This window comes from Phytohabitans houttuyneae (assembly GCF_011764425.1).
GTDB lineage: Bacteria > Actinomycetota > Actinomycetes > Mycobacteriales > Micromonosporaceae > Phytohabitans > Phytohabitans houttuyneae.
In genome coordinates, this window is record NZ_BLPF01000002.1 from 1,725,507 (window position 1) to 1,740,047 (window position 14,541).

The 14,541-nt window shown below is 72.4% G+C and carries 9 protein-coding genes and 1 riboswitch; of the genes, 5 read left to right on the top strand and 4 right to left on the bottom strand.

Features of this window, described 5'->3' with window-relative positions; translation table 11 throughout:
- The first annotated feature begins 37 nt into the window (after positions 1-37).
- Positions 38-4,447 (top strand): caspase family protein, encoded by a 4,410-nt coding sequence (locus Phou_RS30995; protein ID WP_173062498.1) that lies wholly within the window; start codon positions 38-40, stop codon positions 4,445-4,447.
- Positions 4,448-4,813: 366 nt separating this feature from the next.
- On the opposite strand, the gene Phou_RS31000 is transcribed toward Phou_RS30995, so the two are convergent.
- Complete coding sequence (locus Phou_RS31000) at positions 4,814-5,989, bottom strand: helix-turn-helix transcriptional regulator (RefSeq protein WP_246273976.1); 1,176 nt, start codon at positions 5,987-5,989, stop codon at positions 4,814-4,816.
- A 103-nt stretch (positions 5,990-6,092) separates the two neighbouring features.
- On the opposite strand from Phou_RS31000, the gene Phou_RS31005 reads away from it, so the two are divergent.
- Positions 6,093-7,091 (top strand): aldo/keto reductase, encoded by a 999-nt coding sequence (locus tag Phou_RS31005; RefSeq protein WP_173062500.1) that lies wholly within the window; start codon positions 6,093-6,095, stop codon positions 7,089-7,091.
- Here the strand turns inward: Phou_RS31005 and Phou_RS31010 are convergent.
- Genes Phou_RS31010 through Phou_RS31020 form a run of 3 tightly spaced genes read right to left on the bottom strand, consistent with a single transcriptional unit; the run spans position 7,063 to position 9,343 of the window.
- The gene (locus Phou_RS31010) at positions 7,063-8,286 is read right to left on the bottom strand and encodes a sugar efflux transporter (protein ID WP_173062502.1); all 1,224 of its coding nucleotides are present in this window, start codon (positions 8,284-8,286) and stop codon (positions 7,063-7,065) included. The two genes, Phou_RS31005 and Phou_RS31010, sit on opposite strands and share 29 nt — an antisense overlap.
- Before the next feature lie 43 nt (positions 8,287-8,329).
- The gene (locus Phou_RS31015; protein WP_173062504.1) at positions 8,330-8,752 is read right to left on the bottom strand and encodes a Rieske (2Fe-2S) protein; all 423 of its coding nucleotides are present in this window, start codon (positions 8,750-8,752) and stop codon (positions 8,330-8,332) included.
- Between the two features lie 3 nt (positions 8,753-8,755).
- Positions 8,756-9,343: a LysE family translocator gene (locus Phou_RS31020; protein WP_173062507.1), complete on the bottom strand. Its 588-nt coding sequence runs from the start codon at positions 9,341-9,343 to the stop codon at positions 8,756-8,758.
- Positions 9,344-9,429: 86 nt separating this feature from the next.
- On the opposite strand from Phou_RS31020, the gene Phou_RS31025 reads away from it, so the two are divergent.
- The 3 genes from Phou_RS31025 (at position 9,430) to Phou_RS31035 (ending at position 14,537) form a co-directional block, all read left to right on the top strand.
- The gene (locus Phou_RS31025; protein ID WP_218579280.1) at positions 9,430-10,842 is read left to right on the top strand and encodes an aminotransferase-like domain-containing protein; all 1,413 of its coding nucleotides are present in this window, start codon (positions 9,430-9,432) and stop codon (positions 10,840-10,842) included.
- Between the two features lie 57 nt (positions 10,843-10,899).
- Positions 10,900-11,110, top strand: a riboswitch (cobalamin riboswitch).
- A 131-nt stretch (positions 11,111-11,241) separates the two neighbouring features.
- Entirely contained in the window at positions 11,242-13,542 is a 2,301-nt protein-coding gene (locus tag Phou_RS31030) for a ribonucleoside-diphosphate reductase subunit alpha (protein WP_173062510.1), read from the top strand.
- Positions 13,543-13,559: 17 nt separating this feature from the next.
- Positions 13,560-14,537 (top strand): ribonucleotide-diphosphate reductase subunit beta, encoded by a 978-nt coding sequence (locus Phou_RS31035; RefSeq protein ID WP_246274088.1) that lies wholly within the window; start codon positions 13,560-13,562, stop codon positions 14,535-14,537.
- The last annotated feature ends 4 nt before the right edge of the window (positions 14,538-14,541 follow it).

Sequence of the window (14,541 nt, forward strand, 5' to 3'; positions counted from 1 at the left end):
GGTGGGCTTCGGTACGGCGATGGCGTCAGGGAGCGCGATGAGCGAACCACGATCGAGTGCACTGTGCATCGGAGTGTCCTCGTTCGGCTCCGCGGGTGTGGAAGGCCTGCCCGGAGCGCCACGCGACCTGCCGTTCGCCGGGCGCATGGCGCGCGAGCTGGCGGAGCTGCTCGGCGGCTTCGGCTACGCGGCCACCTGCGTCGACGACTCCGTGTCCGCCGCCGAGGTGGGGGCGACCGTCCGGAAGGCGATAGCCGAGGCCGACCCCGAGGGCACGCTCGTCGTGCACGTCCTCAGCCACGGCGCGCTGGCGCCGACCGGGCTGCACGTGGTCGGCGGAGACGGCGGCTTCCACGACTCCACGGACGTCGACGGCTGGCTCAAAATGATCGTCAACGCACAGGGTCGCACCGCGACCACCCTGTTCCTGCTGGACGTCTGCCACGGCGGCGACGCGGCACGGCCCGCGTGGCTGCCGAAGGTGTCCGAAATCGACAGTCGCGCGTGGGTGATCGCGGCATGCGGCCCGGAGGAGAGCGCGTTCGCCGGCCGGTTCACCGAGGCGGTCACCACCGTGCTGCGCCGGCTGGCCGCGGGCGAGCTCGACATCGACGAGTCGCGGGAGTTCGTACCGCTGGACACCCTCGCCCGGCACGTGCGGCGGACGGTCAACGAGCTCGCCGACGCGCGGGGCCAGCTCGCGCAGCGGGTGACCGCCAGCCTGCTGGACATGAGCGCCGAGGTGCCCGACCTGCGGTTCTTCCGCAACCTCCAGTACGACGGGCGGCGCCGCCGCCGCTTCAGCGGTGAGGTGGACGCCGCCACCGCACCGTTTCTGGACGACCTCGACGAGGCGCTCGACGCCGAGCACTTCGTGCGCCGCGCGGCCGGGCGGGCAAACCTGCGGACCGGACGGCTGGCCGGCTGCTTCAGCGGCCGCGGCCGCGAGCTGAGGATCCTGGCACCGTGGATCAACCTGCACGACGACGTCGGCCTGCGCGTGGTCACCGGCAGCCCCGGCGTGGGCAAGTCCGCGCTGCTGGGCATCCTGGTCTGCGCCACCCACCCCCGGCTGCGCCCGCACACCAGGGACATCTGGTACGGGGTGGCCCAGTCCCCGTTTCCGAGCGACCTGTTCGCCGCCGTCCACGCCCGGCAGCGCACGCTCGCCCAGGTGGCCGCCTCGATCGCGCGGCAGCTGCGACTCGACGTGTCGGGCATCGAGGGCCTGCTCGCCGCGGTGGCGCACCTGCCGAAGCCACCGGCCATCGTGGTCGACGCGCTCGACGAGGCGGTCGACGGCCCGGCCATCATGCGCGAGCTGCTGCTCCCGCTGGCCGCCACCACCTGCGCCGACGGCCGGGCGGTCCGGCTGCTGGTCGGCGTGCGACCCTGGCCCGACTTCGCGCCGCTGCGGGAGGCGGCCGGCGACGGCCTGATCGACCTCGACGCGGTCCCCAACGACCTGCTCCGCGACGACGTCCGCCACTACGTGGCCGGGCTGCTGACGCTCGACCGGCGGTGGGACGAGCTGGAGGTCAGCGGCGCCACGCACACGCTCGCCCACGCCATCGCGCACACCCTGACCGAGCAGCCCGACCAGCAGTGGGGCGCGTTCCTGGTCGCCAGCCTGTACACCAACCACATCCTGCGCACCCACGCCGAGCCGATCAAGGATCCGGCCGAGGCCGCGAGCCTCGGGCGGCGGGTGCCGCGTTCCCTGCCGGAGCTGCTCGACCTCGACCTGGCCACCCGCACCCGGCTGCGCTGGATGCGACCCGTGCTGACCGCCACGGCACACGCGCTGGGCGAGGGCATGCCGGCCGAGTCGATCAGGCACGTCGCGGCCGCGCTGGCGGGCGAGGCGGCACCCGAGCCGGGGGAGATCCTCACCGCGCTCGACGAGGCATCCTTCTACCTGCGGCACAGCGCCGACGTCGACGGCACCACCCGGTACCGGCTGTTTCACCAGGGCCTCGCCGACCACCTGCGCGACCCGGACGAGGCCGGCGCTGTCTTCACCGGCCTGCTGGCGTCGTTGCCGGGACGCGCCGAGCGCTACTGGTCCCTCGCCGAGCCGTACCTGCTGCGGCACATGCCCGCCCACGCCGCGGCCGCCGGGCGCATGGACGAGCTGATCGGCGATGCGGGCTTCCTCGTCGAGGCCGACCCCGCCACGGTGCTGCCCGAGCTGGAACGGGCCGGTGACGCCGCCGGCCCCCTCGCCGAGGTCTACCGGGCCGCTCGCGAGGCCGGCCTGGGCGAGACGCGGGAGCAGCGGGCACGGGTCCTCGCCGTGGCCGCCGCGAGATCGGGCGACAGCCGGCTCGCCCGCGCGCTCGCCGGCGTGCCGGGCCGCGGCCTGGCCGGTACCGGCGGAAGCTGGGCGCCGGTGTGGGTCGCCGGCCGGCACCGGGGGTCGACGCCCCGGGTGGCCGCCGACGAACTGGTCGGCGCGGTCGCCGGCAGCCTGCTCGCGTTCAGCTGTGACGAGCACGGCAACATCCACCGTCAGGGTCACATGCTGCGCGCGACCGACGCCTCCGTGGTCGGGGTGGCTGTGGGGGAAGGCCGGCTGTCGGCGTACATCGGCGCCCGGGACGGCCAGATCCACCTCCACGACCTGGCGACGCCGGCACACTGGGTGTTCGCTCCACATCCCGGTCCCGTCACGGGAATGTCGATAGTGGACCTGGAGTCGGGTCTGTCGCTGATCACGTCGGACGCGAGCGCGGTGATCCGAGTGATCGACGCACGCACCGGCGATATCAAGCCGATTGACATCGGTGGCGACGTGCGGGGCGACGTAGTGGTCGCCGCCGTGCGCGCCGGCAACCAGGCAATGGCCGGGATCTGCGCCGCCAACAAAGCGCGAGTCTGGGACCTGCACAGTCACCGGCCCGCTGGTCAGTGGCTGGTCTCCGAGTCCGACCCGATCGTCGCGCTGACCGCTGGCGAGTACGGCGGCCGGGCCCACGTCGTGGCGCGCACCCGCACGGGTCAGCTATCGGTGCGCGAGCTCGGCCTGGGGACCAGACCCCGGTACGTGCCCCTCGGCCTTGGCCCCGTCATCCGGTCGCACGCATCAGCTGCCGACATCATCGTCACCGGCGGCGCCGACGGCCACGTCAGGCTCGGGACGCTGGCGAGCACGGTGAGGTCTGTCGTGCTCAGCCGGCACGTCGGTTCGGTGCCGGCCGTCGCCTGCGCCGTGGTTGGCGAGACCGTCTACGTCGTGTCGACGTCAGGGCGTTCGGTCAGGCTCAACTCATGGGCCCGGACAGACGACACGATCCGCGAGTTTCCCGACTGGGACGCGGACATGGAGGTCACCACGCTCAGCCTCGTGCACGTCGACGACCGTGTCGTCGCCGTGGCCGGTGGTGGGTCCGGCGTGATGGTCGGGCAGTGGGACGTGGGCGAGGGGCGCCGCACGGCAGCCATCAAGACCGTGGAAAGCGAGGCCGTCACCGCCGCGGCGCTGGCCAGCTCCGCGGATCGCAGCGTGGCGATACTCGGTACCGCCGGCGGCACCATCGAGCTCCGCCCCGTGACCGACGACGCGGTGGCGGTCGGCCCCATCCCGGCACACGACGACGCCGTCCTGTCCATCCAGACCCATGAGCCGGACGGCCGCCCCGCCGTGGTCTCGGTAGGGCGGGACCGCACGGTCCAGTTCCGCACTGTGGATGACGGGACGCCGCTGTTCCCGCCGATCCAGGTCGACCACGAGATCCTCGAGATGCGCTTCGGCCAGCTCGGCGGCAGGGCGGTAGCGGCGCTCTGGGGCGCGGACTTCCGCGGGACCCTTTGGGATCTGCCCACGGCGTCGCGGACCGGGGCACTGTCGACCGGCCCGCCGCCCTCCGGCGCGGCACCCGCGCACGGGGTCTGGTGCGACGTGGTCTCGGGGCAGCCGGCGGTCATCGTCGACGGCGAACGGCATCCGCTCGACGGCCACCAGGCGCCCGTGGTCAGTACGGCGGTCGGCGCCGTCGACGGCGAGGCGCGCGTCTACACCGGAGACACCGGCGGCGTGGTCCACATCTGGGACCCGCGGACCCGCCAGATCCTCGACACCGTCGTGGTCGGCCGCCCGATCGACCAACTGGTCGGTGGCGACGACGGCGAACTGCTGATCGTCAACGGCGGCGAGGTCCTCGCGCTGCGCCACCACCGCCCGCCCGAGCCGCCGCTCCCAGCGCCCGAACCGCCGAGCCGAAACCCGCTCGTGGAGCGCTACGAGCGCATGGTCGAGCAGCTGAGCGCGGACCAGCGCCGCGCGTCACCCCTGCCATCGGACGCCACGGATGCCCAGATCCGCTCCGCGTTGTGGTACACGCTCGTGCCGCCCGCGGCCGACGCCCGTGCGGCCGAGCGGATGCTCGCCGACGAGATCGGGGCCTGTCGACCGGGGGACACGGCTCCTGCTGGCGGAACCGGCTGACGAGGAGGTCGATGCCGCCGTCGACAGGCTCTCGCCCTCCTTGGCGGAGGCGGTCCACGGCATCCTCGGCATAGCCCGACATGCGGAAGGCCTCGTTCACCTGGACCGGCACGCGGTGAAGATACGTCGCTACGAGAAGGAGTCGGACTACGGCTTGTTTCGTGCCGGGCTGCTCAACCTGCTGTGGCAGCTGGATGGGATCGACGCCGCCGGGGAGTACGCGAAGGCTGCGCTGGAGGTCGACGCGTGGCTGCGGACGATCGCGCCGGGGAGTCGTCCCTCGGTCCGGCCGTTGCCGTTCTCGAGCTGGTGGTGGCACCTGCTCGACGGATCACTCGGGTGGCTCCAGCAGATCGCCGCCGCGGACTACCGCATCAGCCTCCCGCCTGTCGGCAGGCGCGTCGACAGTCGCGGCGTGAAAGCGACCCTGGCGGTCGCCCCGCTCGACGGCCATCCGCCGGGGACGGTGGTCTGGCCGCTGAACGCGGGCTGTGCCGAGCTGGGGTGGGAAGCGCATGTGGTGTACGCCGCCGACGATCGGTGACACAGGACGGCCGCTCCGATGTAGAGCGATGCGGGCCGGCGCCGGTACCCTGGCCGCAACCTGCGCCGGTGGCGGCTGCCCCGTCCGGCGACAGGCCGGGCCGACGACCGGCTATCTCCCCCGGAGGCCGGTCGTTCGCTCGCACCCGGCGCGTCGACGGGCCCGGTCGGAAACTCCTCGATGCCGACCACCCGCAGCAGGTCCAGGCGCTCGCGGGCCTCGGCGTCCGCAGGGGTGAGCACCAGCAGTTGCTGGCCCTGGTCGGGAGTGACGAGCGTTTCGCAGTCCATCAGCAGGGGGCCGACCCGCGGGTGTACCAGAGTCTTGCGGTCGTTGCGGCGGACCGCGACCTCGTGCTCGGCCCAGCGGCGGCGGAAGTCCGCGCTCGCGGCCCGCAGCCGTTCGACAAGTCCCTCGACCGTGGGATCGCCGGTGCGGCGACCCGCGGCAGCGCGGAGGTCGGCCACGATCTGGCGGGCGTGGCGGTCCTCCTCCTCGGGCGGATGGACCGTGCGGGCGGCGGGTTCGGTAAACCAGCGGTAAGCCATGTACCGCCGGTCGCCGGTGAACCTTGTGTGGTCGCCCATCAGCAGGAGCGACGCCCTGTTCTGGGCGAGGACCTCGCCGAGGTCGGACAGCACCAGCGCGGGGGTGTCGCCGAGCAGGTCGAGCATGCGGATCAGGCCGGCGCGCGCCAGGCGGGCCACGCCGTCGGCGGGCGGCGGCTGGTGGCCGGCGAGGTGAAACAGGTGGTCGCGCTCGTCGTCGGACAGGCGCAACGCCCGGGCCAGCGCACCGAGCAGCTGGGTCGACGGCTGGCTGCTGCGGCCCTGTTCGAGGCGTACCACGTAGTCGACCGACATGCCGGAGAGCATCGCCACCTCCTCCCGGCGCAGGCCGGTGGTGCGGCGGCGCGGGCCGCCGGCGATGCCGACCTCGCCCGGGCGGATCGCCTCGCGGCGGCGGCGCAGGAAGTCGGCTAGCTCGTCACGCTGCATGTCTTCATGCTGCCTCGCGTCCGGCGGGCCCAGCCAGGGAGCGGCTCTCCCACGATGAGCGCTCCGCTCCCGCACCGCCCGTCGCCGGCGCAGTGTGGGTCGCATGCAGACACGGAAACTGGGAAGTACCGGCCCGGCAGTATCCGCGCTGGGACTGGGTGCGATGGGCATGTCCGGCGGCGCCTACGGTCCGGCCGACCGCGGGGAGAGCATCGCCACCGTGCACGCCGCGCTGGACGCGGGCGTCACTCTGATCGACACCGGCGACTTCTACGCCATGGGCCACAACGAGCTGCTGCTCGCCGAGGCGCTGCGCGGGCGGGACCGGGACGGCTACCTGCTGAGCGTGAAGTTCGGCCAGCTGCGGGGGCCGGGTCATGTGTTCGGCGGGCCGGACGGCCGGCCCGAGGCGGTGCGAAACTTCCTGGCCTACTCGCTGACCAGGCTGGGCGTCGACCACATCGACATCTACCGCCCCGCGCGGCTGGACCCGGCCGTGCCGATCGAGGAGACGGTCGGCGCGATTAAGGAGATGGTCGACGCCGGGTACGTGCGGCACATCGGCCTGTCGGAGGTCGACGCCGCCACGATCCGGCGGGCACACGCGGTACATCCGATCGCCGACCTGCAGATCGAGTACTCGCTGCTGTCCCGCGCGGTGGAGGCGGACGTCCTGCCCACGCTGCGGGAGCTCGGCATCGGCCTGACCGCGTACGGCGTGCTCAGCCGCGGCCTCATCTCGGGCCACTGGGCCGCCGGCCGGGTGGCCGGCCCCGGCGACATGCGCGGCATCAGCCCCCGGTTCACCGGCGACAACGTGACGCACAACCTCGCGCTCGTGGACGCGCTACGCCGGGTCGCCGAGGCGAAGGACTGCACCGTCGCGCAGCTCGCCATCGCCTGGGTCGCCGCGCAGGGCGACGAGATCGTGCCGCTGGTCGGCGCGCGCACCCGCGCGCGGCTGGCCGAGGCGCTGCCCGCGGCGCAGCTGCGCCTCACCGGTGACGACCTCGCCGAGATAGAGAAGGCGGTACCGGCGGGCTCGGCGCGCGGTGACCGGTACCCGGCCGCGTTCATGGCGAGCTTGGGCGTGGGGAACTGAGCCTGGAGCGGCCGCGCGGGTCGGTCGCCAGCAGGACGAGCAGGCCGGCGAGGCACAGGGCCGAGGCGATGAGGAACGCGTACCGGTAGCCGAAGCGCTGGGACAGGCCGAACAGCGGACCGGCCAGCATCGCGCCGACCGGGAACGAGTTGATGAACAGCGTCGTCACCCGCCCGGGCTGCTCCGGCAGCATGTCCTGCATGTAGGAGATGCCGAGGCCGGCCACCGCCGCGATGAAAGCCGCGTTGAGGATCTGGGCGCCACCCAGCGCCCAGACCGACGGCGTGATCGTGGCGAACGCGTAGTACGCGACACCGCAGCCCGCCCCGGCGAGCACCAGCACGCGGATCCGGATCCGGCTCGCCAGCACGCCGAGGCTGAGCATGAGCGGGATCTCCAGCGCGGCGCACAGGCCGAGGATCAGGCCCGCGTCGGTCGCGTCGCCGCCCAGGTCGGCGTCGATGTACAGCGGCAACGCCTGCACGCACAGGGTCATCGGGCACTGCAGGAGCGTGAACGCCGCCGCGGTCCTCAACAGCGTCGAGCGGGAGGCCGATGGCGTGCCGGCGAGATCGGGCGCCGGTCCTGCCGTCGACAGTGGAGCGTCCACTTTGTGCAGAAGGAGCACGGCGATGAGCGCCGCGACCACGTACATCGCGGCGGCCGCGACGAAGATGGAGGCGAAACCGCCGGCCCGCAGCAGGATGGCGGCGAGCGGCGGCCCGGCGACCCAGGACGCCGAAAAGACCGTCCGAAGTGTACTGATGCCCATCGCCGCGCTGGCGCCGCCGCGGGTCAGGTGTTGCCGGGCGTAGGCGAGCGCCTGCGGAAACAGCGCGCCGGCCAGCGCGGTCGCCGTCGCCGTCAGCGCGAGCAGCGCCCAGTAGTCGCGCACGAAAGCGGTCAGGCCCATTCCGACCAGGCCCGCCACGGACGTGGCGACCAGCAGCTCTCGCCGGATCGCGCGCCGGTCGGACAACCGGCCGACCAGCGTCGCCGCGACCACGCCGGACAGCGGCGCGACGATCAGGAAGACCGTCAGCTGGACCGGGCTGGCCCGGACCGCCGTGCTCAGAAACAGCGCGCGGAACGGCTCGACCACCGCGCCGGAGACGCCGATCGCGAAGAAGAGCAGACCGAGGGGGAGCAGGGCCCGACCGCCGCGCCGCGATCGCGGCACCACACCCACGGCCATGGAACGCAGGGTAGCGCCAGCACCGATCGACAACCATGCATTTTTAGGGCGGGGTCGCCTGTACGCGGCCGGCGACCACGCGGGTGCGCAGGAGCGGCTGGCCGGTGGCGGCGGGACCGTGCACGACGGCGCCGTCGGTGAGCCTGAAGGTGCTGCCGTGCCACGGGCAGACCATGCAGTCGGCGCCGTCCACTGTGGTCAGTTCGCCGTCGGCGAGTGGGCCGGTCTGGTGGCCGCAGTGCGCGATCATCGCGGTCATCCCGGCGTCGGTGCGGGTGACCAGCACCGGCACCTCGCCGATGCGGGCGGCCAGTGGCCTGCCGCCGGTGAGGGCGTCCTGCGCGCACAGGTCCTGCCAGCCCTGCGGCGCTGGATTCCCGCCGCGATGCCGGGCAAACGCGGCCGCGCCCGGTCTGCCCGGCCGGAACGGTGACAGGCCGAGACCGAACCAGCAGCGCGACCGCATAGGTCAGCCGGCCAGGACGGTGAACAGGCCGAGACCGAAGTAGATCGAGGCGACCACGCGGTTCCCGGACGCCCGGCGGCGCAGCCACGGGCCGATCGCGTTGGCGGCCAGGCAGTAGGTGATGTCGGCGGCCAACGCCAGCGCGAAGAGGACCGCGCCGAACAGCGGCAGCTCGCTCTCCGAGCGGACGAACTGGGGCAGGAACGCCAGGAAGAACAGCACGACCTTCGGGTTGAGCGCGTTGATGAGCGCGCCGTCCAGGAAGAGCCGGGCGGGCGAGGCCGGCCGCACGGTCTCGGTGCCGGGCCCGGCCTTGCTGCGCAGCGCCTGTACGCCGAGGTAGACCAGGTAGCCGACGCCGGCGTACTTGACCACGGTGAAGGCGACCGGCGAGGCGGCCACGAGCGCGGCCACCCCGATACCGGCGAGCGCGATGTGCAGCAGTGTGCCGGCCTCGACGCCGAGCGCCGACGCGAGCCCCGCGCGGAGCCCCTGCGCGGCGGTCCGGGTGACGATGAAGATCATGTTCGGTCCCGGTATCGCGATGAGCGTCAGCGAGGCGAGCGTGAAGGCGATCATCCGGCTGGTCATTTCTCCTCCTGCGGCAGGGCGGTGAAGGTCCTGACCAGTAGTCTTCGGAAGATCGAGGAGGGTCACCCGGGCCATTGGAGGCGGAAGTGGACCGGTTGTGGGCGGCGCCTGAGCTGCTGGAGGTGCTCGGCGACTGGGCCGACCGGCCCGGCCCGATGTACCAGCGGCTCTCCGCCGCCGTCCGCGACGCCGTGGCGCAGGGCAACCTGGTCGCCGGCGACCGGCTCCCCTCCGAGCGAGACCTGGCCAAGGCGCTCGCGGTCAGCCGCGCCACCGTGGTGTCCGCGTACGACGACCTGCGCGCCGAGTCCATTGTGGACAGCCGGCAGGGCAGCGGCACAAGGGTCCGCCGCGGGGTGGCGCCGGAGCGCACGGGGCGCGTGCACGGCGGTACGGCGACCGCGATCGTGCAGCGGCTGATCGACACGCCGGGCGAGATGATCTCGTTGGGCAACGTGACGGCTCCCGGGCTGGACCTGCTCACCGAGGAGCTGCACGGGCTGGTGCGCGAGGACCTGGCGCAGGTGCTGGGGGAGTCCGGCTACCACCCGCGTGGCCTGCCGCGGCTGCGCGAGGCGATTGCCGCCCGGTACGCCGCCGCGGGCCTCGCCACCACCGCCGACCAGCTCGTCGTGACCACCGGGGCGAGCCAGGCGATCGCCCTGGTCACCCAGCTGCTGCTGACCCGCGGCAGCACGGTGGTGGTCGAGTCGCCGAGCTGGCCAGGCTGCCTCGACGCGCTCCGGGCCGCCGGGGTGCGCCTTGTCGGGGTGCCCCTGGACGACGAGGGCATCCGGCCCGACCTGCTGGCGCGGGCACTGCCCGAGCACCGCCCCGACCTCGTCTACGTGATGCCGAACGCGCACAACCCGACCGGCGTCACGATGTCCGCGCCCCGGCGGCGGCAGGTGGCCGACCTCGCCGCCCGGCACGGCGTACCGGTGCTGGAGGACAGCCCCGACCCCGGCCTCGATCCGTTGCCGGTCGCGGCGTTCAGCCCGGGGGTGACGCTGACGCTGGGCTCGCTGACCAAGCCGGTGTGGGCGGGCCTGCGGATCGGCTGGGTACGCGCGCCGGCCGACGTGGCCGCCCGCCTCGCCCGGCTCAAGGCGCTGGCCGACCTCGGCTCGCCGGTGCTCGACCAGGCGCTCGCCGCCCGCCTGCTGCCCCGGCTGGACGCGCTGACCGCGGAGCGCGAGGCGGCGTTGCGCGAGCGCCGGGACTTTCTCGAGGCGGCGCTTGCCGAGAGCCTGCCGGCGTGGCGGTGGCGGAGCCCGGCGGCCGGATCGTCACTGTGGATCGAGCTGCCGGGCGCGGACTCGGTCGCGTTCGCACAGGTGGCCCTGCGCCACGGGGTGGAGGTGGTGGCCGGCGCGGCGACCGACCCGACCGGCGCGCACGACTCGTACGTGCGGGTGGGGTTCAACTATCCGCCGCGGACGCTCGCCGCGATGGTCGACCGGCTGCGGCAGGCCTGGGAGGCGACCGGCCGCCGGTGACACGCCCGACACGCCGGCACATCATGTGGTGTTGGCTTTTCCGTGCGGTACCCATATATGGTGTCGCTCGCAGCTGGTTCGGCCGTTCCGTGTGGAGGGTCGAGGCAAGAGGGAACCCCGGTGCGAGTCCGGGACTGCCCCGCAGCGGTGAGTGGGAACGACCGCCGTCATATGGCACTGGACCTTCGGGTCTGGGAAGCGACGGCCAGTAGGTGACCTCCGGGTCGCGCCCGCGAGTCCGAAGACCTGCCAGCGCGCCGCACGCCACCGGGCGTGCGGTGGTCGAAGGCCGCGCGGGACGGTCTGCGCCACAGCCGGGGCGGTGCGCCACGCACCGTGACCGGTGGCGTTCTCCTGCGCGTCCGCCGACCTGGGCAACCGGGTGCGAGGAGGGGGAACATGCAGGTCCGCAAGCGCAACGGCGACACCGAGCCGGTCGACGTCAACAAGATCGTCCGGGCGGTGGAGCGGTGGGTCGCCGACCTGGACGAGGTCGATCCGCTGCGGGTGGCCACCAAGACGATCAGCGGGCTGTACGACGGTGCTACGACGGCCGAGCTGGACAAGCTGTCGATCCAGACGGCCGCCGAGCTGATCGGCGAGGAGCCGCAGTACTCGAAGCTGGCGGCGCGGCTGCTGTCGTCCTATGTGGACAAGGAGGTGCGCGGCCAGGGGGTGGCCAGCTTCAGCCAGTGCGTCCGGTACGCGCACGGGCTGGGCCTGATCGGCGACGGCGTGGCCGGTTTCGTCTCCCGCAACGCGCGCAAGCTCGACGACGCCGTCGACCTGGCCGGCGACCTGCGCTTCGAGTACTTCGGGCTGCGCACCGTCGCCGACCGCTACCTGCTGCGCCACCCGCAGACCCGCCTTGTCGTGGAGACGCCGCAGTACTGGCTGCTGCGGGTGGCCTGCGGCCTGTCGCGGACGCCGGCCGAGGCGATCGGCTTCTACCGGCTGATGTCGAGCCTGGCGTACCTGCCGAGCTCGCCGACCCTCTTCAACTCCGGCACCCGGCACACCCAGATGTCCTCGTGCTTCCTGGTGGACTCGCCGCGCGACGAGCTGGACTCGATCTACGAGCGGTACCACCAGGTGGCGCGGCTGTCGAAGTTTTCCGGCGGCATCGGGATCTCCTGGAGCCGCATCCGCGGGCGCGGCGCGCTCATCCGCGGCACCAACGGCAGGTCGAACGGGATCGTGCCGTTCCTCAAGACGCTCGACGCCGGCGTGGCAGCGGTCAACCAGGGCGGCCGGCGCAAGGGCGCGGCGTGCGTGTACCTGGAGCCGTGGCACCCGGACATCGAGGAGTTTCTGGAGCTGCGGGACAACACCGGCGAGGAGGCGCGGCGCACCCACAACCTGAACCTCGCCAACTGGATACCGGACGAGTTCATGCGCCGGGTCGAGGCGGACGGCGAGTGGTCGCTGGTCGACCCGTCGGACGCGCCGGAGCTGCCGGACCTGTGGGGTGAGGAGTTCGACGAGGCGTACCGGGCCGCGGAGAAGAAGGCCGTCAAGACGGTCAAGGCGCGCGACCTGTACGGGCGGATGATGCGCACGCTCGCGCAGACCGGCAACGGCTGGATGACGTTCAAGGACCCGTCGAACCGGCTGTCCAACCAGACCGGCGAGCCGGGCAACACCATCCACCTGTCGAACCTGTGCACCGAGATCCTCGAGGTCAACAGCGACGACGAGACCGCGGTCTGCAACCTCGGCTCGATCAACCTCGGTGCGCACGTCACGGCCGACGGCGTCGACTGGGAGAAGCTGCGCGCGACCGTCGCCACCGCGGTCGTCTTCCTCGACCGGGTGATCGACCTCAACTACTACCCGAGCGCGCAGGCCGCCGCGTCGAACCCGCGGTGGCGTCCGGTCGGGCTCGGCCTGATGGGGTTGCAGGACGCGTTCTTCACGCTGCGCCTGCCGTTCGACTCGGCGCCGGCGCGGGAGCTGTCCACGCGGGTACAGGAGGAGATCTTCCTGACCGCGCTGGAGACCTCGGCCGGGCTCGCCGAGGAGCACGGGCCGCACCCGGCGTACCCGCAGACCCGCGCGGCCGGCGGCGCGCTGCACCCGGACCTGTGGGGCGTGGAGCCGACCCAGACGGAGCGCTGGGCGGCCCTGCGGGAGCGGGTCGCCGCGCACGGCCTGCGCAACTCGCTGCTGGTGGCGATCGCGCCGACGGCGACGATCGCGTCGATCGCCGGCTGCTACGAGTGCATCGAGCCGCAGGTGTCCAACCTCTTCAAACGCGAGACGATGTCGGGCGAGTTCCTTCAGATCAACACCTATCTGGTACGGGAGCTGAAGGCCCGCGGCCTGTGGACCGCACCGATCCGGGAGCAGATCAAGCGGGCCGAGGGTTCCGTGCAGGGCATCGCCGACCTGCCGCAGGACGTGCGCGACCTGTTCCGCACCGCGTGGGAGCTGCCGCAGCGGGCCCTGATCGACCTGGCCTCGGCCCGGGCGCCGTACGTGGACCAGTCCCAGTCGCTGAACCTGTTCATGAGCGCGCCGACGATCGGCAAGCTCTCCTCGATGTACCTGCACGCCTGGAAATCCGGCCTGAAGACCACCTACTACCTGCGGTCGCGGCCGGCGACCCGGATCCAGCAGGCGACCGTGGCGGTCACCCTCCCGACCGAGGCCGTGGCCTGCTCCCTGGAAAACCCCGAGACCTGCGAGGCGTGTCAGTGAGCTTGCTCGATCCCGGCATGGACCTGACCCTGCGGCCGATGCGTTACCCCGAGTTCTTCGACCGCTTCAAGGACGCCATCAAGAACACCTGGACGGTGGAGGAGGTCGACCTGCACTCCGACCTCGCCGACCTGGCCCGGCTCTCGCCGGCCGAGCAGCACCTGGTCAGCCGCCTTGTCGCGTTCTTCGCCACCGGCGACACCATCGTCGCCAACAACCTTGTGCTCAACCTCTACCAGCACGTCAACTCGCCGGAGGGGCGGCTCTACCTGTCGCGGCAGCTGTTCGAGGAGGCCGTGCACGTCCAGTTCTACCTGAACCTGCTGGACACGTACGTGCCCGACGAGCAGCAGCGCTTCGAGGCGTTCGCCGCCGTGGAAAACATCCCGTCGATCGCGCGCAAGGCCGAGTTCTGCTTCAAGTGGATCGACTCGGTCTTCGCGCTGCGTCGACTGTCCACACGGGAGGATCGGCGGGCGTTCCTGCTCAACCTGATCTGCTTCGCCGCCTGCATCGAAGGGCTGTTCTTCTACGGCGCGTTCGCGTACGTGTACTTCCTGCGCTCGCGCGGGCTGCTGCACGGCCTCGCCTCCGGCACCAACTGGGTCTTCCGCGACGAGTCGATGCACATGGCGTTCGCGTTCGACGTGGTGGAGACGGTGCGCCGCGAGGAGCCTGACCTGTTCGACGCCGAGATGGAACGCCAGGTCACCGAGATGCTGGCCGAGGCGGTCGAGTGCGAGGTCCAGTTCGCCGAGGACCTGCTCGGCCAGGGTGTGTCCGGCATGGCCCTGTCCGACATGCGCGAGTACCTGCAGCACGTCGCCGACCGCCGGCTCGCCGTGCTCGGCATCGCGCCGATGTACCAGAGCAAGAACCCGTTCGCGTTCATGGAGCTGCAGGACGTGCAGGAGCTGTCCAACTTCTTCGAGCGGCGGGTCTCGGCGTACCAGGTCGGTGTCTCCGGCACGGTCAGCTTCGACGACGACTTCTGACCGG

Coding starts and splice junctions, on each gene's coding strand:
- Phou_RS30995 (WP_173062498.1), top strand. CDS start 38: ATGAGCGAACCACGATCGAGTGCACTGTGCATCGGAGTGTCCTCGTTC.
- Phou_RS31000 (WP_246273976.1), bottom strand. CDS start 5,989: ATGCAGCGTGACGAGCTAGCCGACTTCCTGCGCCGCCGCCGCGAGGCG.
- Phou_RS31005 (WP_173062500.1), top strand. CDS start 6,093: ATGCAGACACGGAAACTGGGAAGTACCGGCCCGGCAGTATCCGCGCTG.
- Phou_RS31010 (WP_173062502.1), bottom strand. CDS start 8,286: ATGGCCGTGGGTGTGGTGCCGCGATCGCGGCGCGGCGGTCGGGCCCTG.
- Phou_RS31015 (WP_173062504.1), bottom strand. CDS start 8,752: ATGCGGTCGCGCTGCTGGTTCGGTCTCGGCCTGTCACCGTTCCGGCCG.
- Phou_RS31020 (WP_173062507.1), bottom strand. CDS start 9,343: ATGACCAGCCGGATGATCGCCTTCACGCTCGCCTCGCTGACGCTCATC.
- Phou_RS31030 (WP_173062510.1), top strand. CDS start 11,242: ATGCAGGTCCGCAAGCGCAACGGCGACACCGAGCCGGTCGACGTCAAC.
- Phou_RS31035 (WP_246274088.1), top strand. CDS start 13,560: ATGGACCTGACCCTGCGGCCGATGCGTTACCCCGAGTTCTTCGACCGC.